This window comes from Candidatus Competibacteraceae bacterium (assembly GCA_016713505.1).
Classification (GTDB): domain Bacteria; phylum Pseudomonadota; class Gammaproteobacteria; order Competibacterales; family Competibacteraceae; genus Competibacter_A.
In genome coordinates this window covers 2597788-2618687 of the sequence record JADJPA010000001.1, presented here as the reverse complement: position 1 = coordinate 2618687, position 20900 = coordinate 2597788, and the positions used below count along the sequence as shown (strand labels likewise).

Here is a 20900-nt window from a genome sequence, read left to right as displayed (position 1 = left end):
GCTTTCGCATGGTGGCCGTTCCTTCATCGCCCTCGATCGATTCCGCCGTCGTGCGCTGCGCGGTGGAGCGGTGTCAGTGCGCGGGCGGCTGGACGCTCGATGGAATTCAGGGTCTCGACCGCCGCCTGCAAAGCGTGCGCTGGCCGTCTGGCGCGCTGGATCTGGATTGTTCCGCCGTCCGTGCCATCGATACCACCGGCGCGCTGCGCCTGCTCAACCTCGTCGTCGAACTGGAACAGACCGGTCGGCCGGTCCGGTTGGTTGGATTGCGCGCGGAACATCAGGCGTTGCTGGAGTTGGTTCGGGAACGCCGCGCCAGTGCCGGGGTTGCAGCGGCCCCGCCGGTGCGGCTGGGTGCGTTGGAGCGGCTGGGGAGGTTGGTTGCATTTCACCTGAGCGCGAGTACGGTCTTTCTGAGCTTCGTCGGCGAGGCGGCGGTGGCGCTGGGCCGCTTGCTGCTGCGGCCCGGCCGATTTCGTTGGCGGGCGCTGTTTGGCAATATCGAGGATGCCGGCGTCAACGCGCTGCCGATCATCGCGTTGCTGTCGTTTATGATGGGCGTGGTCATCGCCTACCAGGGCGGCCAGCAGCTCAAGGCCTACGGCGCCAACATCTTCATCGTCGAGCTGATCTCGCTGACCATGTTGCGCGAGCTGGCGCCGCTGATCACCGCCATCATCGTCGCCGGCCGCACCGGCTCGGCCTATACCGCCCAGATCGGCACCATGCAGATCACCGAGGAGGTGGACGCGCTGCGCACCATCGGCATTTCGCCCATGGACTTGCTGGTGATACCCAAATTGCTGGCGCTGGTGGTCGCGCTGCCGTTGCTGACGGTGTTCGCCGACGCGCTCAGCGTGTTCGGTGGCATGGTCATGGCCCAGACGCTGCTGGCTGTCAATTTCAGCGATTTTCTGGATCGGGTGCCGCAGGTGGTGACCTTAACCTCGTTCTTGTTGGGAGTCGGCAAAGCGCCGGTGTTCGCCGCCATCATCGCGCTGGTCGGCTGCTATCAGGGCTTCCACGTGCGCGGCGGCGCCGATAGCGTCGGCCGGCAGACCACGGTCAGCGTGGTGCAGTCGATTTTCCTGGTGATCGCCGCCGATGCGCTATTCTCGGTGGTGCTGGGCGGCGTGGGCCTATGAAAAAACAGCCCGCCGAACCAGAATCGTCGGTGATCGTCATTCGCAATCTGCGCACCGGCTTTGGTTCGACGATCATTCACGACAAGCTGAATCTCGACATCCGCCAGGGCGAAATCGTGGCCTTGGTCGGTGGCTCCGGCTCCGGCAAGACTACGCTACTGCGCTCGATCATCATGCTGCTCCAGCCGATCAGCGGCTCGATCGAGCTGTTCGGCCAGGAAATCGTCGGGATCGGCGCGCGCGCGGCCTTTCAGTTGCGGCGGCGGTTCGGGATGCTGTTCCAGCAGGGGGCGTTGTTCAGTTCGCTGACGGTACGGGAAAATGTGGGCGTGCCGCTGCGGGAGCATACCGCGCTGGCGGCCAAGGAAATCGCCGAAATCGCCGATTTGAAGATCGCCTTGGCGGGATTGCCGGCGGACGCTGGCGGCAAGCTGCCGCGCGAGTTGAGCGGCGGGATGCTGAAACGGGCGGCGCTGGCCCGCGCTCTGGCGCTGGACCCGGCTTTGCTGTTCCTGGACGAGCCGACCGCCGGCCTCGATCCGGTCAGCGCCGGCGCGTTCGACGAACTGGTGGTGCAGCTTAAGGAGTCGCTGGGGTTGACCGTGGTGATGGTGACCCACGACCTGGATACGCTGTGGCAGGCGACCGACCGGGTGGCGTTTCTGGGCGAGAAGCGGGTGATCGCTTACGCCCCGATGCAAGAATTGACGCAAGCCGAGCACCCGTTGATCCGGGCTTACTTCGAGGGGCCGCGCGGCCGCGCGGCGGGGAACAGGCGTGCTGAGTAAAGTCAATTACATGCTGGTTGGGCTGTTCGTGCTGCTGCTGGGCGCGGCGCTGCTGGGTGTGGTGTTCTGGCTGACGGTGGGTGGTGAGGTCAAAGTCTACGACCGGTATCGGGTGTATTTTCAGGAATCGGTCGCCGGTCTGAACCCCAAGGCGACGGTTCGCTATCGCGGCGTGCAAGTAGGGCAGGTGGAATCCATCCAACTGGACGCCAACAATCCCGATCAGGTGGACGTGGTGCTGGATATCGAGCGCGGCACCCCGATCCGCCGCGACACCATCGCCACGTTGTCCACTCGGGGCTTGACCGGCGTGGCGTCGGTGGAATTGAGCAGCGGTCGGGCCCAATCGCCGCCGCTGGAAAAAAGACCGGGCCAAGATCTGCCGGTCATCCAGGCCGGGCCGTCGCTGGTGGCGCGGCTGGATGATGCCTTCAACAATATCCTGACCAACGTCAACAATCTGTCGGGGCGGCTGGAGCGGTTGCTAGGCGACGAAAATCAGCTCGCGCTGAGCGAGATTCTGCGCAACGTGCGCACCATCACCGGGGCGGCGGCCGACCGGCCTGAAACCATCCAGCGGACGTTGACCAATCTGGAAACATTTACCAGCGAGCTGGTCAAGCTCGCGCAACGGCTGAGCAAATCGCTGGAACAGCTGGCGTCGACCTTGGAAAAATCCGGTGATTTGAGCGCGCAAGTGCAAACGACGCTGGCTGATTTCCGCGCCAGCGCCCAGGCGGTGCGCAAGACGGCGGAGACGTTCAATCAAACCAGTTTGGCCTTGAGCGGCGCGGCTGAAACCGGACAGCAGGAACTGCGGCGGTTGGGGCAGAGCACTCTGCCCGAATTAAACGGGCTACTGGTACAAGTCAACGATCTGGTGGGAACTTTGCAACGCTTGGCCGAGCTGCTGGAACAAAATCCCCGCGCCTTATTGCTGGGCAAGCCTAGCGGCCGGCCAGGGCCGGGTGAAAAATGAGAGTGCGGACAAAAATTTTCGCTTTGTGGGTGGAGCCCACATGGGGCGCGGACGGCGCGATGGCGCTAAATTCGAAACGGGGAGAACGAGCATGATGGTCGCGAGGGTTCGGTCGAGGGCAAAGGCGCGTCGCCGGATTTGGGTGCTGTTGGGGTCGTTGGTTTTGGCGGGCTGCTCGCTGCTGCAAGACCCATCCTCACCGCCGCAAGCGTTTCTTTTGGACGTCGGTACTTACGCGCCGCCGCTGGCGCGGCGCTCCAGCGACAAGACCTTGTTGGTGACCGTGCCGAAGGCAGCGCCGGGCTTCGATTCCAATCGCATTGCTTATACCAGGGAGCCGCTCAAGCTGGATTATTATAAAGATAACGTCTGGAGCGACACCCCCTCGAAGATGCTGCTGCCCATTCTGGTGCGGGCGTTCGAGCGCACGGGCGCTTTCAAGGCCGTAGTGTCACCCCCCGCGTCAGCATTGACCGATCTGCGGGTCGATGTGGAAGTGATTCGCTTGCAGCAGGAGTTCTCGGTCCGACCTAGCCAAGTCAGGCTGACCGCCCGGATCAAGGTGATCGGTATGAAAAACGGTTATGTGCTGGGAACGCAGGTGTTCGAGGCGGTGGAGCCAGCGCCTAGCGAGGATGCTTACGGCGCGGCGCGGGCGGCTAACGCCGCCGTCCAAAAACTGTTGACGGACATGCTGCCCTTCGCGTTGCGGTATTCGGGCTGACCGGGGATATCCGAACCCCGGCTGAGAAAGGCGGCATCGCTGCCGCGTTTTCAGGTCAGGCCGGCAAAGAACAAGCCAGCACCGCCGAGATTCGGCGCAGCCGTTTGCGCAGCTCCGACCCGGAACCGTCCGGTAGGCCGACATCAAGCACGATCAGAGCGTAGGCGTCGCGTTGTAATTCGGCTTCGGCACCCCCGGCCAACGTGCGTCACGTCATCTGGAAACCTTCGCTCGCCAAGGCGAACTCGACAAGTTCGGCGATGGACGGTTCATCTTCGACCAGCAGGATGCGAATAGTCAGCGCTGTATCGGCCGGATGGCAAGATTTAGCGTATGCAAGTCTATAAAATTGTAATGTCGATGGTGCCGCGCGCGAGGAAAGGATGTATTGAATGTAAAAATGGCGCTATCATCAGAGCGTGACGAGCGCGGGTGAAATTCTCCGACGCCTTGCGCGGAAAGCTCGCCGCCCCGCGAGCCCACCCGAAGCCACCCGTCGGCTGTTTGCGAAAGCGCCGGTTGCTGCTCGCGCTGAAAAACTCCTCGTTGGGGAGTATCTTTAAGGGGAAGCTTCAAGCCCTTGGGCGCTGCCGCCGGCTTGAAGTGGGACAGCCGCCGACCCGAGTGGGCCGGCGGCGGCATCCAAGCCAATCCCGCCAGGTCTTGGGCCGTTCGGCGGTGGAATGGAGACAGGTTCATGCCGACCAGGACATTATTCCGACTAACCCTCTTGGCCGGGCTGGCGGCGCCGTTGTGCGCTTTCGCCCTGGGCGTCGGTCCGCTCGCCGTGCGTTCGGCGCTCAATCAGAACTTTCAGGCCGATATTCCGCTGATCGTCAGCAATCCTGGCGAACTCAACGGTCTGACCGTTCGGATTCCTCGCCAGCAGGATTTCGATCAGGCTGGAGTCGAGCGCTTGGCTTTGCTTTCAAAGCTGCGCTTTGCGGTCGAAACGCCGCCCGGAGGCCCGAATCTCATCAGGATCAGCTCCGTCGAGCCGATTCGGGAACCGAATTTCAATATGCTGTTGGAAGTGGTCTGGTCGCGCGGCCGGTTGATCCGGGAGTTCACGGTCCAAGTCGATCCGGAATTGTATGCCGACCGCCAGCCGCCGCCGCCGCCGCTACCGCCGCCGGTGATGCCGCCGCCGGTCAAGGCTCCGGTCGCCGCGACTCCCGCGCCACCGCGCCCGGCGTTGGAGCTTCCGCCCGCGCCGCCGGTGAGTTTCGAAGGCGCTTCGCTGTACGGCCCGGTTCGGCCGGGTGAAACGTTGCTGGGAATCGCCAATCGGGTTCGCCCTGCGTCCGATGTCAACCTGCGGCAGATGATGTCGATTTTGTTGGCTGGCAATCCAGGAGCGTTCGCGGGCGGCAACCCGAATGCCCTGCGCCGTGGGGCGGTGCTCAAGGTGCCGGCCGCTCAGGCGTTGGGGGTGCAAGGCGCTCCTCCACCGCCGACTAGCGCCGCAACGACGCCTGTCCCGTCTCTCACCGAACCTTCGGCGGCGCCGCCGCCGCCCAGTCTGGCGAGCGTCTCGCCGGACGTTAAGCCGCCGCTGGCGGTTCCAACGTTGGCCGCGCCGCCGCTGGCTGCTTCCAGCGTGACGGGAACGCCGCCGAGCGCGCCGCCTTCGATACTGTCGCCGACCGAGCAACCCAAGGAAATCGTCCCTCAAGCCACCATTCCGCAGCCGGAGTCGGCGCCCGGCAGCACCGCGCCCGCAGCCAGCTCCGCGCCCAAGCCGCCGGTCGCGGCCGAAGCACCAACGCCCGCGCCCGCTCCGTCTCCAACCGTCAAGCCGCCGGTGCAACCTGTGGTGGAGCCGGAGGGCAGTTGGCTGGACAATCCGCTGGTCTGGCTGGCGCTGGCGTTGATCGGACTGGCGATCGGTGCGGTCGTATTGCTACCTCTGCTGCGTCGGTCCGCTCGCACGGAGTCGCTCGCGTCGCCGATTGACTCGCCCACCAGGCCAATTTCGGAACCGGCCAGCGCGCCGGCGACCGTCGCGACTAAGGGGCCTGCGGAGCCGCTGACCCAGCCGCAGCTGCGCGAAGCCAATTTGACGCGACCTTTACCGCTCAATGTCGAGGGGTCCGCCACGCCGGTAGAGGCGGCCAAGGCGAGCGCCGCCGCGGTTGCCGCCATGGCGGCGGCACCTCGACCAGCGGCGCCACACCCGCAGTCGGTGACTGAATTACTCAAGGAAATCGATTTTGGCATCGACGAACCCATGCCGGCCTTTGGCGGCAATAAGCCGCTGCCTACGCCCACGCTGAATCTTAATGAGGCGCGGCTGCCAGACGCCGAACCCGTCACCGCGTCCGCCACCCGCAAACCGACCGGACGCGTGACCGAACAGCCGCCGGCGCAACTGGAGCCAAACAGACCGCCTGCGACGGAACTGCCGTCCGAGTTGCGGCTGGATGGTTTCGATTTCGATTTCGGCGACTTGGGAATGCAGCAGACCGGATCGCAGTCGGTCGAGTTGCCCCCGCTGGAAATGAAGCCGGGCGCGCCCGGAAGAGGGCCGCTCAGCCCACCATCGGCGATCGACATGCCCGAGCCCGCGACCGAGCCCGCTTCCAGAAGGTCTTTCGCGTCTATCATGGCTACGCCTTCCGTGGTGGATAAACAGACGATTCCCACGGTTCCAACGGGTCCGGGACCTTCCCTCGACAAGGGTTTCGACTTCTCCGATGTCACTCAAGAGCTTGGAAAACCGGGAAGCGAGATCTCACTGCGACTGGATGAGAAGAGCTTGCCCGATTTTGGCAACCAACCCATCGAACTGGGCAAAACGGCGGCCGCGCCGCCGCGCGATGCGATGGATACGACCGATTATGTCGAGACCAAACTGGATTTAGCGACGGCCTATCTTGATATGGGCGATCAGGTGGGCGCGCGCGGTTTGCTGGAAGAAGTGCTGTCGGAGGGTGGCGCTTCTCAAAAACAGCGGGCCACGGACTTGCTTAAAAAAATCGGTTGAGCCGTCGTTGAAGGATAAGGCCAAGACCCCTCCAAACGGAGGGGTCTTGGCCTAAGATCGACTGATGGTTAGCGCAAGCGGGCGGTGGTGAGGGTGTCGGCCAAGACTAGCGCCTGTTCGGTGGTGCCCTTTTGGGCGAGCCGGGTGATCGAACCGGCGGGCAGCCACACCATGGTGCCGGCGGGCAGAGAAATGCGCCCTTGTTGGGCCGCTGAATTCCACGCTTGATTCAGGCTGCCCAGCTCCCAGGCATTGACATCGTAATAGCTGGCCAGAGTTGAAATATCCACGGTTTGGCGCAGCCGTACTCGATCCAGATTCAACGGCGGCTCAAAACGGACGCCTTCCGGAAAGTAACGCTGCGGGTTTCGAGCGATCTCGCGCGCCGCCAGGAATTCAGCGTAAAAATTACGCGACGCAAAACCGAAACCGGGTCCGTCATAACCCCTCACGATCGCTGCGAAATCGTTGCCGATCGCATCCTGAGCGCGCCGCATACCGCCCACGCCGTGGTTGTAGGAGGTCAACGCCAGCGGCCAACTGCCCAGACTGTCGTGAGCATCTCGTAAGTAGCGAGCCGCGCCGTGCGCGGCGGCCACCGGATCGCGCCGCTCGTCCACGGCGGCGTTGAGCATCCCGAAGCGCCGCGCGGTGCCGGGCATGAATTGCCACATACCGACCGCGCCCGCCGAAGAGGCCGCGTGATTTTGGAAGGACGATTCGACATGCGGCAGGTAAGCCAAATCCTCGGGCAGTCCGGCTTCGTAAAAGATCTTGCGGAAAGTGGCGTCGTAGCGACCGCTGATTTCCAGCCCGCGCTTGAAACGTTCGCGTAGCCCGCGCTGGGTGCGCAGACGGTCGCTGGCGCCGAACAGAGCGCCAGCGCCGCCGCCGCTGTTCTTGATGGTGTTGGCAAGCGCCTGTTCGGACGGAGTCAGGGCAAGGTTGGTGGCGGTTTTGGTCTCAACCTGACGCAACAGGTCCTTGAGGGTTTCATAGTGGCCTTTAATGAACGCTTTCTGATCGGCGGTCTGACTTTCATCGCCGCTCGCGCCGGGTAGCGTGAGGACCCCGTAGATGATATCTAGATACCGGTCATCGTGTAACACGACCTGGTTTTGTTTCCAAGTCGTGTATACGTTACGCCAGAAAGTAACCTGTGGCTGGAGTTCCGAGTGAGCCGGGAACGCGGAATCGGCCGATAAAGCCAGCGAAGGCAAAAGTTTGACGGTCGGCGACGAGGGTTCGGTGGCGCAAGCGGCCAGCACCAGCATCGTCAGAAAGGTCAGCAATCCGCGTGTTCTTGAGCGCATCGACGGTTACTCCCTGGTAGTCTCGTCGCAATAAACAGAAATCATGATCGGTTGAAGTGAGTCCGGTCGGGTGAGGCAGTGGCGGGTGAGACGCCTTGTTACGGAGCCAGCGCCCCCGAGAAATTCAAAGCCCAGCGGCCATCGCCACCGGATGGCCCTAACAGATTGAGCGCCTGGCGCAAGGCCGCGTTGCCGGCGTCGCGCAAGGCGATCTGGCCGTTGAGCCGGTAGCGACCGCCCGCCAGCACGCTCAGCGTCCCATCCAATGCCAGTGGCGCATCGCTGTCCTTGAGCTTGCCTTGAACGCCTTCGGCGCCGCCGGCGGAATCGAGCTGGATCATATAATTGCCGAGGTTCAGAGGCTGGCCCAACAGGGCGCGTAGGTTCAGAAGCTGCGCGGTGCCGCGCGCCGCCAGCGGCTGGCCGGCCTCGTTCAGTTCTAAATACTGCACATTGAATTCCCCGATCCCATCCAGCGGTAGTTTGGCCGCTCCAGCACCATTGATGAACCACGCCAAAGGCAGCCGGCCGGCCAAGTCGCGAAAGCTGAATTGCTGGTTGAGGCCAAAGGCTGCGTTTCCCGTCAGCTTGAGCGCGGGATCGTCGGCTTTCAGGTTGAATTCCAAGCGGCCGCCGAATAAAGCTAGCGGCCGCCAGCGCCAAAACAAGCGTTCGATGCGAATGCCGTGCCAGCGCACGCCAGACATCATCCCTTTAGTCGCCGTACCCTCGACCGTTTGGACGCTGAAACCCGCCAAGCGCCGGCCGAGTGGGTCGGTCAACAGGGTGGCGGGTGCCAAGAGCACGAGAAATAACAGAAAAGCCGCCAATCCCAACAGTCCGTAGCCTACGATGCCTTTCACGGGCGGCCACCGAGTACGAGGCGGGCGTTGACCTGTCCGGGGATATCCGTGCGGTCGACGCTGAAGCTGTTAATGGTAATGCGGTAATCATGTTCCAACACGCCGAGCCAGGGGATGAGCTTGTCGAACTCGACGGCGTCCAGTTGGGCGCTGAGTTTGTCATCGCCTTGCGGCGCGATCCGTTTCAAGGCGTTACCCAAGCCCGCGGCTCGCGCCGTCTGATCCACTAGCGTGAGCAGGGAACGACCGTCCGTGGGCTGCGCGCCGGCGATGCCGTGCAGGCGCTTGACCTCTTGGGCCGCCTGCCGCATCCAGGCCAAATCGGCGCGCTGTTCGGCGACGCTTTGCCGGAGGCGGCGGTTGCTGGTTTGAAAGGGTTCCCACACCAGCAGGTAGAAAAACAATAGCAGGGTCAACGCCACCCCGCCCGCCAGCAAACCGCGTTCGCGGGTGCTGAGAGTGTCCCACCACGCCTTCATGACGCCGCCTTTTTCAAGATGACCTTACTCTCGATTTGCCCTTCTCGCTGGGTGGTGCGCATTTCGGCTTGCAGTCCGGGCTGCTGGTTGAGCTGTTGCCGCAGCTGGTCCAGCGCCGCTGGGTTACCCCCCTGCAAGGATAAATCCAACTGGCCATCGCGATAGCTGAAGCCGCGCAGGATGACATCCTGGAAATTGGCGACCGGCTGCGCGCCGCGATTCAGCAATTCCAGAAAAGTGCCGGCGGTGGCGGTGTTCGGACGCAACTCTCGCAGGTGAGCTTCCATCTGGACTTTGGGGTTCACGATGCGGGTCGATTCAGGGATGGCGTCCTTGTACACGCGCTCCATCTCGGCGCCGAGCGCCACTGATTCCTGTCGCAGCCGCCAATGCTGGTAGACGGTGGTGACGCCCTGCACCAGCAGACATAATCCCGCCAAGGCGGCGGCGGCCCGCCAGGGGCGAAGCCAGCGCCCCCAGTGGTTCTGCCTGCCATACGGGCCTTGCAGCAGGTTGAGCGCGGCGCCCGACTGCAAAGCCGAGGCAAACAGCGGCAAGGCTTCGACAGGCTCCGTTTCGATGTGGCGTTCGAGATCGGCCAAGGCCGGTTCGGAGAATTGCGCGGCGTTCCGTCCCCAGATGCGCAGGCGCCGCGGCCGGTTGGCGTCCGCTTCGATCAGAGTTCGATCCAGCAGCAGTCCCAGCGTATCCCGCTCCGTGGCGAAACCCTCCCAGCGACCGACCCGCACCACGGCCCGCCGGTCTTCCAGCAGCACGCTCCAGTCGCCCTCCTGCCAGGGAACCAGTAGGATGTCCGGGATGGCGGCGGCCGGAGCGATCCCGTTTAGGTGGCATACATCCAGCCAAGCGCGCAGTGCGCTGTGGTTGACGATCGCCACGGGCAGCCGGTCGCCTTCCGGCGTGTTGCCCAGGACGAAATGTAGCGCCTCGATATCCTCGACCAATTGATCTTCGAGCGCGTAGGGGATGGCCCGAGCCCAGGTCGTCCGTTTGCGACTGGGTACGATTACTGGGTTCAGCATGATCGCCTCGCCTGGCGCGACTAAAATCTGTCGCGCTCCGGCGGCTTCCGCGGCGAGTTCGGAGAGCGCGCCGCGCCGGATGCCGCCATCGGGACGCCGCCATTCGGCCTGTTCGGAGGAAAGCAATCGGAAAAAAAACGATTGAGCGGGCAAAGTTGTTTAGTCCTGGTTGCCAAAGCTGCGCCGCCGGACGCGGACACTGTTTTTAGTGCGATATAAAGTACTGTATAACATCGCGCGCCCGTCGCCCACCCGCGCCTCGGCTTGCAATAAAAAATGTTGGGTGGCGACGCTGAGTTGGCTTTTCAGGGTGGCGTCCACGGTCAGCTCGGCCGCGTTCAGAAACTCGTCCACGTTTTTGTAGCCCTCCGCTGGCCGGTTTTTCAACAGCTGCTCCATTGCCTTGGGGTCTTTACCTTCCGTCAAAGCCGCCAGCACTTGCGCTGGCGCGGTATTGACGTTCAAAGGCGTCTTGGAAGGCAACGCGCAAACCAGCGGCGCCAGTTTATCGTAAGCGTTCTGATCCATGCCTTTAATCAACCGTAGCTCCGTCACGCTCGACAGGGGTCGGTTGGCGGCCAGATAAGCCGGGGTCAGCACGTTGTAATCGCTATCTTCGGCACCGTCGGGAAAGATGGGGTCTTGATCGGGATCGATCCAGTCGACGATAGCCTGCGCCAGCTCGGGTTTGAGTTCGAGCGCGCTGAGCAGGCGCTGAAAAACTTGATATTGCACCTGATTCAAGCGCGCTTTGCCCGACTGGACCTCGGGATCTTGAGCTGGGTCGCTGGCTGATTGCTCTGAAGACGGCTTTTTGGGCGGATTGACGCCTTCCTTGGCGGCGGCCTGCGGGTCTTGGCGCGATTTCGCGGGGTCTTTACCGTCTTTCGACGGATTTTCCGGGTTGGCATCCGGGTTGGCATCCGGGTTGGCATCCGAATTGGGGTCTTCGGAGCCGGTCGCGCTCGCCGAGGAAGCGGACTGCCATAGATTGTTGAGATTGAAACAACCTTGGAGATCGCGGAGCTGGGCCGAGAGCACGCCTTCTGTGACCGGCAGGGCCGACGATGCGTTAGCCCATTCCTCATGGAGGTGGTCGGTCTCGTTCTGCTGGCTGTCGCGGGCTAAAACGAGGACCGCCCACTGTTCGATGGCCAGGGTATACAGTCGGGCTTGCTGCTGGTGTTGGAGAACCGTGCTGCGACGGATGGCGATCTGTTGCAGGGCGGCGAGGCTGGTCGCGGTGACGCTGGCCAGAAAGACGATCAACAAGACCGTAATTAGCGCGACGCCGGTTTGCGAGCGCTCAAAACCGGCCAGCCGCACGGTCGACGGAGGGCGGCCAGACCCGGCGTCAACCGGGTAGGGGCAACAAGCGGCTGATTTCACCCCAATCCTCCAGGGTCAAGCTGATTTCGACCGCGCGGGGCAGCGCGTCGAGATTTTTCCGAGCGGCGTTTTCAGCGCCGATTCCACCGCCATGGCCGCCTCCGCCGCCATCGCTGGCCGTCGACGGCCAGTCGTTTTGCCATTCCTTGCCCTTGAGAAAGCGTACCCGGAATTCCCGGACCCGCTCCAGCAGCAGGGTTTCACGCGGTTCGCCCAAGCCACCGCGATCCAGGACATCCCAATAAAGCCGCCACAAGCGTCCGTCCCGCAGCCGATAAGCAACTCGCTGCAAGCCGGCGCGCGGCTGACCGAGCGGATTGTCCCAGCCGGCGCGCGTCAGAGTCAGCCGGTCGCCGGCCAGTTCGCCGCCGAGCAGCGCGGCCTGCGGTTCGCCGTATTCATCGCGAATGGCGCGCGGCACCGCCTGCTCGATATCCTGCTCCAGCCGGAAAACCGCCAGTTGCACCAGCGCCAGCCGGCGGCTTTGGGTCTCCACGACGCTGCGGGTGACCAGAACGTTGCGCAGGCCGCTGTAGGCGGCGGTGGCCATGATGGCGAATACCGCCAGGGCGACCAGCAGCTCCAGCAACGTGAAACCGCGCGCCGCGAATCTCATGCGAATCTCATGGCGAGGGCGGCTTGGGCTTGGCCGTCGGAACCGACGCAGGCGGCTCTTGCGGCGGGGCAGCGGCTTGTTCTGGGCCAGCGGGGTCTGGGGTTTCGTCCTTGGGCGGGCGGCTTTTGAAGGCCGTCAGCACGCTCAGCACCGACCCGCCCTCGCGGGGGCGCACCACGATTTCCAGAGCGATGAGGTCGGCATCCGAGGTCTTTTGAAAGCGCGTTTCCCAAAACCACGTTCGGTTGGCCAGTTCGCTGTTGCCCTTGCGCCCGCCTCGTTCGGGCCAAGCTTCGGGATCGAGCAACAATTCATTGATCTTATTGAGAGCGACCCAGCCGGCGAAGGTTTGATCGCGCAGATAACCGACCGTATTGGCGCTCTGGGTAGCGACGCTGATGATCGCGCCCATGGCGATGGCCAACACCGCCAGCGCGACCAATACCTCCAGCAGGGTGAATCCCGCCGCGCGTTTCATCGGGTGACCGCGCCCGCCGTCAGCCGGCCCATCGGGTCGCTCGCGACCCGATACAGGGCAGCGTCCGGCCCCCGTCCTTGCTCGTCGGCGAGTCCGAAGACGGCGACGAATTCCGTGGTTTCACCGCTCGCCAGCAGTAACACCTGCGGCCGGTTAGCAGATTCTTTCAGAGGCGCCAACCGGCCTTCGACCCACAGTCCCAGGACGATTTCAGGGGGTAACTGATGCTGGATCAGAGTCCCGGCAGCGGCCGGTGCTTGCCATATTCCTTTTCCGTCCTGACGCAGGATGGCGTAGCCGGTTCGGGCGAATTGGATGCCGCGAGTTTCGCCGCTCAGAGTGGCTTCTTGCTGGTGCAGTTCGACCAGCGCCGCCAGCCGCTGGGCTTCTTCCGCCAAGCGCTCCCGAGGTCCGCCGCCGACCGAGAGCAGGGCGAAGCTGGTGATGATGCCGATCAGCACCATCACGATCAGGATTTCCAGCAGGGTGAAGCCGCGCGCTGGGGCGATCATCGAATGTTTCGGCGGTTCGTTACCGGTCAGTCGTCTAGATTCCAATTGCCGATGTCGGCATCCACGCCCTCGCCGCCCGGTTGGCCGTCGGCGCCCAGGGAATAGATGTCGATCTCGCCGTGCTGGCCGGGATTGAGATATTGATAGGGTTTGCTCCAGGGGTCCTTGGGCAGCTTATCGAGGTAGCCGCCTTCCTGCCAGCGGGTTGCGTCCGCCGGCTTGTGCACCAGCGCCTCCAGGCCCTGTTCGGTGGTCGGATAGCGGAAGTTGTGCAAGCGGTACAAATCCAGTTGGTTCTTGAGCACCCGGATATCCTGCTTGGCTTTGACTACGCGGGCCTTGTCGGGATTATCCATGATGCGCGGCACCACCACCGCCGCCAGAATGCTGAGAATCACCACCACGACCATGACTTCGATCAGGGTGAAGCCGCGCGGGCGAACGAGCGGGTGAGTGCGGCGGCGAAGGGCAAGCAGGGTAGTCAACATCGCGAATCTCCAGAATCCAGCCAAGGGCGGTTGGGATGCGGCATACGGGCCGCTCAGGCGCGACTGAGCCGGTACAGTGCGATTTCACTCAGCAGGTTGGGCCACAGCCGCGACCCGAGCCAAGTCCGGTGGGCGTGATCCAGTACCGTGCGTTCCAGGATATCGATGCGCTTGCGTCGGCATAGCGCTTCAAAATCGCGGAGCGTGAACAGATGAACGTTAGGCGTATCGTACCACTGATAGGGTAAGGTCTTGACCACCGGCATCAAGCCCTGCAAGGCGACCTGAGCCCGACAGCGCCAAAAGCCGAAATTGGGAAAGGTCACGATACCCTGACGGCCCACCCGCAGCATCTCATCCAGCAGCGCTTCGGTATGGCGCACCGCCTGCAAGGTTTGGGTCATGATGACGTAATCGAAGCTAGCGTCGCCGAAGTCCGCCAAACCGTCCTCCAGATCGGCGTGAATCACGCTGACGCCGGCCTGAATGCACTTGACGATGTTGGCGGTATCGATTTCCAGGCCGTAACCGCTGACTTGCCGGCGGGCGCGCAGATGGGACAGCAGCGCGCCATCGCCGCAGCCCAGGTCCAGCACCCGCGCGCCGGGACGGATCCAGTCGCCGATCAGTTCCAGTTCAGGCCGCATGATCGTTGACCTCCCTGGCGACTCTGACCAGATAGGAGCGCAAGGCCTCGTGATAAAGCGGGATCGGCATCAAAAAGGCGTCATGGCCGTATTCGGACGGCACTTCGACGTAGCTGACCTCGCGGCCCGCTCGCACCAGATCGCGCACGATCTCGCGCGAGCGGGCTGGCGCGAACCGCCAGTCGCTGGTGAATGAGACGACCAGGAACCCCGCTTGGGCGCGGTGGAGCGCGGCCGATAAATCCTGGTCGAAGTCGGCCGCCGGGTCGAAGTAATCCAGCGTCTTGGTGATCAGCAAATAGGTGTTGGCGTCGAAGCGGTCCACGAAGGCGCGCCCTTGATGGCGCAGATAACTTTCCACCTGAAATTCGGTGTCGAAATTGAAGTGGAAGTTCGGGGTGCCTTCGCGCAGCTCGCGGCCGAATTTGGCGCGCATCCCTTCATCGGACAAATAGGTGATATGTCCCAACATTCGGGCGATCATCAAGCCGCGGCGCGGAACCACGCCGAATTCGTAATAGTGGCCGTGGTGAAAATCGGGATCGGACAGGATCGCCTGGCGCGCGACTTCGTTGAAGGCGATGTTTTGGGCCGACAGGCGCGGCGCGGCGGCGATCACCAGCGAGTGGCGCACCCGGTCGGGAAAGGTGATGGCCCATTGCATGGCCTGCATTCCGCCGAGGCTGCCGCCGACGATCGCCGCCCAGCGCCGGACGCCGAGGTGATCGGCCAGCCGAGCTTGGCTGCGCACCCAGTCCTTGACGGTGACGATGGGGAAATCCGGCCCGTAGGGTTTGCGGGTGTCGGGGTTGATGGCGGTGGGGCCGGTGGAGCCTTTGCAGCCACCCAGATTGTTGCAGCACACGACGAAGAACTGGTCGGTATCAATCGGTTTGCCGGGTCCGATGCAGTTATCCCACCAACCCGGTTTGCTGGGGTCGCCGTCCCGGTGATAGCCGGCGACGTGATGGTCGCCCGATAAGGCGTGGCAGATCAGCACAGCGTTGCTGGCGGCGGCATTGAGGGCGCCATAGGTTTCGTAAACGATTTCGTATTCGGCCAGCGAACGGCCGCAATCCAGCGCCAGCGGTTCGACGAAGCGCGCGGTCTGGGGGCTGACCACCCCGACCGAATCCGGGGGAAAATTGTTCGGCATCGTACTTCTGAACGGAGTTGTGAGAGGCTTGGGGGATCGTGTAAAAACGGGAGGTCCAGTCTAATGGGCGGCGGGTTTGGCGGCAACGGCCGGACTCAAGATCAATTCATAAGTTTTTCAGTTTTTTGGAAAGAGCGAGTTTGCAAGGGCGCTTAAGGCGCGCTTGAAGGCCCGATTCCCGGCGGCAGCCGGCGCGGTGCGGCGATGCGCATTCGCTTGTCGCGGCCCGTCTCTCCGGCCAACAGGGTCACTTGGTGTTTCGCGACTCCAAACAGGGCGGCCAGAAATTCCCGCAGATGCGCGTTGGCCTTGCCGTCCACCGGCGGCGCGGCAATTCGGACGCAAATCCGGCCGCCGCGCGGTTCCAGCCATTCGTCGCGCCCGGCGCGCGGTTGGGCGCGCACCTGCAAGATCAAATCCGCGCCCTCCCAGCGATACCAGCCCGGCTCCATGCTTTCAACGGGCTCCGAGCCAAAATCCCAGGAAATCCTGAAGCAGCAGGCTGATGAAAATGAGAGCCACGATCACCACCATGGGCGATAGGTCCACGCCGGAAATCGGCGGTAACAAGCGGCGGGCCGGTCGCAGTAACGGTGCGGTCAGCTGGGCCAACACCCGCGCCGCCGGATGATAGGGGTCGGGGCTAAACCAGCTTAGAACGGCCTGAATCACCACGCCCCAGAGATAAATATTGATCAGCAGCTTGAGCAGTTCCATGACGGTCAACAGCATCAAGCCGCCGATGTTGGCATCCCGGCCCAGCAGCAGGGTCACCACCGCGATTTCGACCAGTTGCAAGGTGAAGGCCAGCACGATTGAGGCTAAATCCCAGCCCCGATAACCTGGAACGATCCGGCGCAGCGGCACCAGCAGCGGGTTGGTGATCCGAACCAGAAATTGCACCAGCGGGTTATAGAAATCGGCGCGCACGCATTGCAACAGAAAACGCAGCATCACCGCCAGGATATAAAACCCAAAAAGCGTCTGAATCAGGAAGATAGTGGCGGTCATGGTTGTCTCCCCAATAAATCACCCAACTCGTGGGCGCGCTGGCGGGCGGCCTCCAACGCTTTGGCCAGCAGCGTTTCGACGCCGCCGTCGCGCAGGATCGCCAGGGCGCGTTCGGTCGTACCGCCCGGCGACGTGACCCGAGCGCGTAAGATGGCGGGGCTTTCCACGCTCTCTAACGCCATCTTGGCCGCGCCGAAGGCGGTCTGAAGCGTCAGTAGGCGAGCGGTGTCGGCATCCAAACCCAAATCGAGCGCCGCCTGCTCCAGTGCTTCCATCAGCAAAAAAAAGTAAGCCGGCCCGCTGCCGGACAAGGCGGTCACCGTATCCAGCAGGCTTTCATCATCGACCCAGACCGTCGCGCCGACCGCCCGCAACAGTGATTCCGCCAGTTGCCGGCGCTTTTCCGAGACGAATTCGTTGGCGAACAGCGCGCTGGCGGCGCTGCCGACCAGAGCCGGTGTGTTGGGCATGGTTCGCACCAGAGCCAAGCTGCCGCCGCCCAGCCAGCGGCGCAAATCCGGCTCGCGCACGCCGGCGGCGATGGAGATAACCAGGGGCTGGCAGCGTTGAATTTCAGGCGCGAGCTGCCGGGCGACTTCCTGTAGGATCTGCGGCTTGACCGCCAGAACGATGGCTTGGGCATGTTCGATCACGGCCGGGTTGTCGGCGCTGGTGGGAACTCCGTAGCGGCTGCGCAGGAACTCCCGCTGGCCGGCGTCGGGCTCCGCCACCTGGATCTGATCGGGAATGTGGCCGCCGGCGATCAGGCCGCCGATCAGGCTGCGGGTCATGTTGCCTCCACCGATGAAGGCGATTGAGAGCTCTGTCATCACCACCTCGTGGTGTTTTTGGGTAGCTTCCAAGGGAACCGAGCGCCGTGACGCAGGTGCTCGCAAATGGCTTCAGGGTTTTCCAGACGCCAGTCGGACGATCTGCTCGCTGATGCTAGCGATGCCGCTATCTTTCTGATAATGTTGGTAAACTTGTTGTTGATCGGCATTACCGAGCCGTTGAAAAGAGGCGTAGCGTTCTTTCGGTAATCGGTCTCGCAACGCTTTTTCAAAGGCGGCCCGGTCCAATCCCGACGCCAATCGCTCGGGGGCCGCGTCCGTGCTCGCGCCGGCGACCGGCGGTGCGGGCGGCGCCGGTGGCTCCTGAAATGGCGAGGGCAGGGGTTGGCTGGTGGTCAGGATCGTGGCTTGGTGCTTGGCCTCTTCTTCAATCTCGCGCAAATAGTTGTCGTCTGCTCCGGCGAGGAGTGGCGCGGCCAGCAATGCCAAGCCTGCCAAACGGCGGGCGATGCGAGAGATAACGCTCGAAACGGGTGGCGGCATCGATCAGCTTCCAGTGCGGCAAAACGATTTTGGCGGGTCGGTTCGAACCTGGTCGGGTTGGTTAAACACTTAGCATACTGCAAACCGCTCGTTCAGGCGCGGGGTCCGAAGAGCGCGGTGCCGATCCGCACCAGCGTGCTGCCTTCGGCGATGGCGGCCTCAAGATCGTCGGTCATGCCCATGGACAAGGTGTCGAGCGGCAAATCTTGCGCGATCAGTCGCTCTTGAATCACGCGAAGCCGGGCCAGGGGTTCGCGTTGGGCGTTGAAGTCCGCCGCCGGCGCGGGAACCGCCATCAGCCCGCGCAGCCGTAGTTGCGGCAGCGTGGATACCGCCTTGGCGAGGGCCGGAACCTCCGTCTCGTCCAGGCCGTGTTTGCTGTCTTCCCGGCTGATATTGATCTGAAGGCAGAGGTTCAGGGGCGGTAGCGAGCCGGGCCGTTGCGCGCTCAGGCGTTCGGCGACTTTTAGTCGATCCACGCTGTGAACCCAGGCGAACCGTTCGGCGATGAGACGGGTCTTGTTGGCCTGGATGGGGCCGATAAAATGCCATTCCAAGTCGAGATCCAGCAGCTCGCGCATTTTATCCAGGCTTTCCTGTAGATAGTTTTCACCGAAACAGTGCTGGCCCGCGCCAGCCAAGCGGGCGATGGCGGCTGCGGTTTGCGTTTTGCTGACCGCCAGCAGCCGGACCGAACCCGCCGGGCGCTCGAAGCGGCGCTCGGCGGCACGGATGCGGGCTAAAACCGCTGTCAAGCGTGCGGGCAGATCGCTGTTCATGTTGAGGTCTCTCGGGGATGACCGGGCGGTTTACAAGGGTTTTGCGCTATATACTATTCGAAATCCGCTTTAAGAGCCGTCCGCCGGCGGACGATTCCCGGCATACTTAGGAGCACCGGCTGTGACCCTTGACGAATTATTAGGTTTTTCAGTCAGTAACAATGCATCGGACTTGCATCTTTCGGCCGGATTGCCGCCGATGATCCGGGTCGATGGCGACGTGCGCCGCATCAATGTGCCGCCGCTAGACCATAAAATGGTGCATGGTCTGATCTATGACATCATGAACGACAAGCAGCGCAAGGATTACGACGAGTTTCTGGAGTGCGACTTTTCGTTCGAGATCCCGAAGCTGGCCCGGTTTCGCGTCAACGCCTTCAATCAGGATCGCGGCGCGGCCGGCGTCTTCCGCACCATTCCCACTCAGATCAAGAGCCTGGAGGATCTCGGCTGCCCGCAGGTATTCCGGGATTTGATCGCCGCCCCGCGCGGTCTGGTCCTGGTCACCGGCCCGACCGGTTCGGGCAAGTCCACCACCCTGGCGGCGATGATCGATCACATCAACAAAAATGAGTACGGTCACATCCTGACCATCGAAGACCCCATCGAGTTCGTCCATCAGAGCCAGCGCTGCCTGATCAACCAGCGCGAGGTGCATCGCGACACGCTCGGCTTCAACGAGGCGCTGCGTTCGGCGCTGCGCGAAGACCCCGACATCATCCTGGTCGGCGAAATGCGCGATCAGGAAACCATCCGGCTGGCCCTGACCGCCTCCGAAACCGGTCACTTGGTGTTCGGCACCCTGCACACCAGTTCCGCCCCCAAGACCATCGACCGCATCATCGACGTGTTCCCCGCCGGCGAGAAACCGATGGTGCGCTCGATGCTGTCCGAATCGCTGCGGGCGGTGATTTCGCAAGCGCTGCTCAAGAAAAAGGGCGGCGGCCGCACCGCCGCCTGGGAAATCATGGTCGGCGTGCCAGCGATCCGCAACCTGATCCGCGAAGACAAGGTGGCCCAGATGTATTCCTCCATTCAGACCGGCGCCGCCTACGGGATGCAGACCCTCGACCAGCATTTGCTGGATCTGATCAAGAAGGGGCTAGTCAATCGCGATGAGGCCATTACCTATGCGCAGAACAAAGCCTCTTTCCGACAATAGGGCTTAATGAACTCCCAAGGCGGCGCGCGTTTGGCAGGCCAGCTGGTAACGGCCGGCCAACTCGCGGACGGCATCCAGCAGGGCGTGGCCGCCGCAGGCGAAGGCGGTCACGTCGGCCACGCCTTGCGAGATGTCCAGCCAGCTTTGGGCCAGTTCGGTGGCTTTACCTTCGAAACAGCCGGCCTGATCGCCGGCGGGACAGGCGATCCGATTGGGAATGGCCCAATCCTCCAACAAGGGTAGCGCGGCGATGACCCCGGCCGGCAAGCCGGGCGTGATGATCTTGGAAGGCGGCGGTCGAAACGGCAGCGGCGGTTGCAGGTCGAAGAGCGCGAAAGGCTTGACCCGAGGCTGCCGGGCGCGTAGCGCTCGCGCCAGATAGACGATCTGCGCGAGGCCGTCGTTATCCGCGAATAGCAAGGCGCGCGGGGTGGCGGCGTCAAGGTCGAACGGCTCGCCGAACGGACCGCTGACGGAAAGGGGATGGCCTGTGCCTGGGGGCGCGATAGCGCGTTGCAGGCATTCCACCCACGCTCGCGCGGGCGCGGGCTGCAACACCGGCCAGAACGCGCCGTCGATCCGCAACGCATGGCCCGGCAGGATTTGGGCGGCGAGTTCGGTGGTGACCCGCAGCAGGGTATAGCCGCCGGGATAGTCCTGACGGAGCAGAATGCGGTCGGTCGCCGCTATGATTTCGTTCATGAGTCACTCATTGATCGTTCAGTCTGTTTCGGCCGCTAACGCCGGTCCCGATGCTTGAAGCAGGCGTTCTCGAATGGTCGCGATGCTGGCGCCGGTCCATCGCTGGACCCGGCAACAAGAGGAAGACATGGGGCTACAGGACGTATTTCAACCGGAAGAGCCCGTGGAATTGCTGGATGGAGTCGTCGATATGCCGCCACAAAAAAGCTTTCCTGCGACTGTTAGCTGGCCGATTGAAGAAGTTTTGCGAGGCGCATTTTAGGAAGGCTATGTTCTCCGTACCCAGATGCCGCTGGTGCTTGATGA

General features: G+C 63.0%; 25 protein-coding genes. 7 read left to right on the top strand and 18 right to left on the bottom strand.

Going from position 1 to position 20900, the window contains the following annotated elements; all coding sequences use genetic code 11:
* The first annotated feature begins 8 nt into the window (after positions 1-8).
* The 4 genes from IPK09_11960 to IPK09_11945 all read left to right on the top strand — a co-directional run bounded on the left by IPK09_11960 (position 9) and on the right by IPK09_11945 (position 3636).
* The gene (locus IPK09_11960; protein ID MBK7984328.1) at positions 9-1145 is read left to right on the top strand and encodes an MlaE family lipid ABC transporter permease subunit; all 1137 of its coding nucleotides are present in this window, start codon (positions 9-11) and stop codon (positions 1143-1145) included.
* Entirely contained in the window at positions 1142-1933 is a 792-nt protein-coding gene (locus tag IPK09_11955; GenBank protein MBK7984327.1) for an ATP-binding cassette domain-containing protein, read from the top strand. The genes IPK09_11960 and IPK09_11955 overlap by 4 nt, the downstream gene beginning before the upstream one ends.
* Positions 1923-2912 carry an MCE family protein gene (locus IPK09_11950; protein MBK7984326.1) on the top strand — a complete coding sequence of 330 codons (990 nt, stop codon included), beginning with the start codon at positions 1923-1925 and terminating at the stop codon, positions 2910-2912. Before IPK09_11955 ends, IPK09_11950 begins: the two co-directional genes overlap by 11 nt.
* Positions 2913-3003: 91 nt before the next feature.
* The gene (locus IPK09_11945; protein MBK7984325.1) at positions 3004-3636 is read left to right on the top strand and encodes a membrane integrity-associated transporter subunit PqiC; all 633 of its coding nucleotides are present in this window, start codon (positions 3004-3006) and stop codon (positions 3634-3636) included.
* 55 nt (positions 3637-3691) lie between these two features.
* On the opposite strand, the gene IPK09_11940 is transcribed toward IPK09_11945, so the two are convergent.
* Positions 3692-3838, bottom strand: a complete 147-nt coding sequence (locus IPK09_11940) for a hypothetical protein (protein MBK7984324.1) — start codon at positions 3836-3838, stop codon at positions 3692-3694.
* Between the two features lie 1122 nt (positions 3839-4960).
* Between IPK09_11940 and IPK09_11935 the strand changes: the two genes are divergently transcribed.
* Positions 4961-6622 carry a hypothetical protein gene (locus IPK09_11935; GenBank protein MBK7984323.1) on the top strand — a complete coding sequence of 554 codons (1662 nt, stop codon included), beginning with the start codon at positions 4961-4963 and terminating at the stop codon, positions 6620-6622.
* Positions 6623-6690: 68 nt separating this feature from the next.
* Here the strand turns inward: IPK09_11935 and IPK09_11930 are convergent, their stop codons facing one another.
* From IPK09_11930 to IPK09_11855, 16 genes are all read right to left on the bottom strand, one after another.
* Positions 6691-7935: a lytic transglycosylase domain-containing protein gene (locus IPK09_11930; protein ID MBK7984322.1), complete on the bottom strand. Its 1245-nt coding sequence runs from the start codon at positions 7933-7935 to the stop codon at positions 6691-6693.
* A 98-nt stretch (positions 7936-8033) separates the two neighbouring features.
* Positions 8034-8798: a type II secretion system protein N gene (locus IPK09_11925; protein ID MBK7984321.1), complete on the bottom strand. Its 765-nt coding sequence runs from the start codon at positions 8796-8798 to the stop codon at positions 8034-8036.
* Positions 8795-9277 carry a type II secretion system protein M gene (locus IPK09_11920; GenBank protein MBK7984320.1) on the bottom strand — a complete coding sequence of 161 codons (483 nt, stop codon included), beginning with the start codon at positions 9275-9277 and terminating at the stop codon, positions 8795-8797. The genes IPK09_11925 and IPK09_11920 overlap by 4 nt, the downstream gene beginning before the upstream one ends.
* Positions 9274-10473 (bottom strand): type II secretion system protein GspL, encoded by a 1200-nt coding sequence (gene gspL / locus IPK09_11915; GenBank protein ID MBK7984319.1) that lies wholly within the window; start codon positions 10471-10473, stop codon positions 9274-9276. Before gspL ends, IPK09_11920 begins: the two co-directional genes overlap by 4 nt.
* A gap of 6 nt (positions 10474-10479) precedes the next feature.
* Entirely contained in the window at positions 10480-11709 is a 1230-nt protein-coding gene (gene gspK, locus IPK09_11910) for a type II secretion system minor pseudopilin GspK (protein MBK7984318.1), read from the bottom strand.
* Positions 11675-12325, bottom strand: a complete 651-nt coding sequence (gene gspJ, locus IPK09_11905; GenBank protein MBK7984317.1) for a type II secretion system minor pseudopilin GspJ — start codon at positions 12323-12325, stop codon at positions 11675-11677. The genes gspK and gspJ overlap by 35 nt, the downstream gene beginning before the upstream one ends.
* A gap of 7 nt (positions 12326-12332) precedes the next feature.
* Entirely contained in the window at positions 12333-12803 is a 471-nt protein-coding gene (gene gspI, locus IPK09_11900) for a type II secretion system minor pseudopilin GspI (protein ID MBK7984316.1), read from the bottom strand.
* Entirely contained in the window at positions 12800-13315 is a 516-nt protein-coding gene (gspH, locus tag IPK09_11895; GenBank protein ID MBK7984315.1) for a type II secretion system minor pseudopilin GspH, read from the bottom strand. Before gspH ends, gspI begins: the two co-directional genes overlap by 4 nt.
* A 26-nt stretch (positions 13316-13341) precedes the next feature.
* Positions 13342-13803: a type II secretion system major pseudopilin GspG gene (gene gspG, locus IPK09_11890; protein ID MBK7984314.1), complete on the bottom strand. Its 462-nt coding sequence runs from the start codon at positions 13801-13803 to the stop codon at positions 13342-13344.
* A 53-nt stretch (positions 13804-13856) separates the two neighbouring features.
* The gene (gene metW, locus IPK09_11885) at positions 13857-14450 is read right to left on the bottom strand and encodes a methionine biosynthesis protein MetW (protein MBK7984313.1); all 594 of its coding nucleotides are present in this window, start codon (positions 14448-14450) and stop codon (positions 13857-13859) included.
* Positions 14440-15606, bottom strand: coding sequence for a homoserine O-acetyltransferase (locus IPK09_11880; protein MBK7984312.1), 1167 nt, complete (start codon positions 15604-15606; stop codon positions 14440-14442). Before IPK09_11880 ends, metW begins: the two co-directional genes overlap by 11 nt.
* Before the next feature lie 152 nt (positions 15607-15758).
* Complete coding sequence (locus IPK09_11875; protein MBK7984311.1) at positions 15759-16058, bottom strand: YggU family protein; 300 nt, start codon at positions 16056-16058, stop codon at positions 15759-15761.
* Positions 16059-16062: 4 nt separating this feature from the next.
* Complete coding sequence (locus IPK09_11870) at positions 16063-16617, bottom strand: YggT family protein (GenBank protein ID MBK7984310.1); 555 nt, start codon at positions 16615-16617, stop codon at positions 16063-16065.
* Entirely contained in the window at positions 16614-17447 is an 834-nt protein-coding gene (locus tag IPK09_11865; GenBank protein MBK7984309.1) for a pyrroline-5-carboxylate reductase, read from the bottom strand. The genes IPK09_11870 and IPK09_11865 overlap by 4 nt, the downstream gene beginning before the upstream one ends.
* 72 nt (positions 17448-17519) lie before the next feature.
* Complete coding sequence (locus IPK09_11860) at positions 17520-17951, bottom strand: hypothetical protein (protein ID MBK7984308.1); 432 nt, start codon at positions 17949-17951, stop codon at positions 17520-17522.
* A 92-nt stretch (positions 17952-18043) separates the two neighbouring features.
* Positions 18044-18730, bottom strand: coding sequence for a YggS family pyridoxal phosphate-dependent enzyme (locus IPK09_11855; GenBank protein ID MBK7984307.1), 687 nt, complete (start codon positions 18728-18730; stop codon positions 18044-18046).
* 121 nt (positions 18731-18851) lie between these two features.
* On the opposite strand from IPK09_11855, the gene IPK09_11850 reads away from it, so the two are divergent.
* A complete protein-coding gene (locus tag IPK09_11850; GenBank protein ID MBK7984306.1) occupies positions 18852-19892 on the top strand; it encodes a type IV pilus twitching motility protein PilT in 1041 nt (346 codons plus the stop codon).
* 3 nt (positions 19893-19895) lie between these two features.
* Here IPK09_11850 and IPK09_11845 read toward each other — a convergent pair whose 3' ends face one another.
* Entirely contained in the window at positions 19896-20594 is a 699-nt protein-coding gene (locus tag IPK09_11845; GenBank protein MBK7984305.1) for a hypothetical protein, read from the bottom strand.
* A 73-nt stretch (positions 20595-20667) separates the two neighbouring features.
* Between IPK09_11845 and IPK09_11840 the strand changes: the two genes are divergently transcribed.
* The gene (locus IPK09_11840; GenBank protein MBK7984304.1) at positions 20668-20856 is read left to right on the top strand and encodes a hypothetical protein; all 189 of its coding nucleotides are present in this window, start codon (positions 20668-20670) and stop codon (positions 20854-20856) included.
* Positions 20857-20900: the final 44 nt, after the last annotated feature.